Raw genomic sequence first — 251 nt, 5'->3', positions numbered from 1 at the left:
TCCAAGTATCAAAAACCAGACAAGCAAGATCTCAATCTTCCAGAAAGTCCAGTAGACCTCCCAACATCGTTAATTATAGATGGGGAAATTTTATGGGATAATTTACATGAACTCGGATTTGATCAACAGTGGTTAGATAACCAATTAACTACCAATGGATATGATAATGTAAAGCGTATACTTTACGCAGATTGGCGAGAGAGTGAAGGCATACATGTAAGTCCTAAATAAAATTTGTTAGGATAAGAGCA

1 protein-coding gene is annotated in these 251 nt (G+C 35.9%); it reads left to right on the top strand.

Features of this window, described 5'->3' with window-relative positions:
• Window positions 1–231, top strand: a 231-nt coding sequence (locus ADJ83_RS27000; RefSeq protein ID WP_048717470.1) for a YetF domain-containing protein, incomplete at its 5' end; no start/stop codon positions are given.
• Window positions 232–251: the final 20 nt, after the last annotated feature.

This window comes from Bacillus sp. 522_BSPC (genome assembly GCF_001076885.1).
GTDB lineage: Bacteria > Bacillota > Bacilli > Bacillales > Cytobacillaceae > Niallia > Niallia hominis.
Note: the sequence above shows the minus strand (reverse complement) of the source record. Positions and strands in the feature narration are given on the sequence as shown.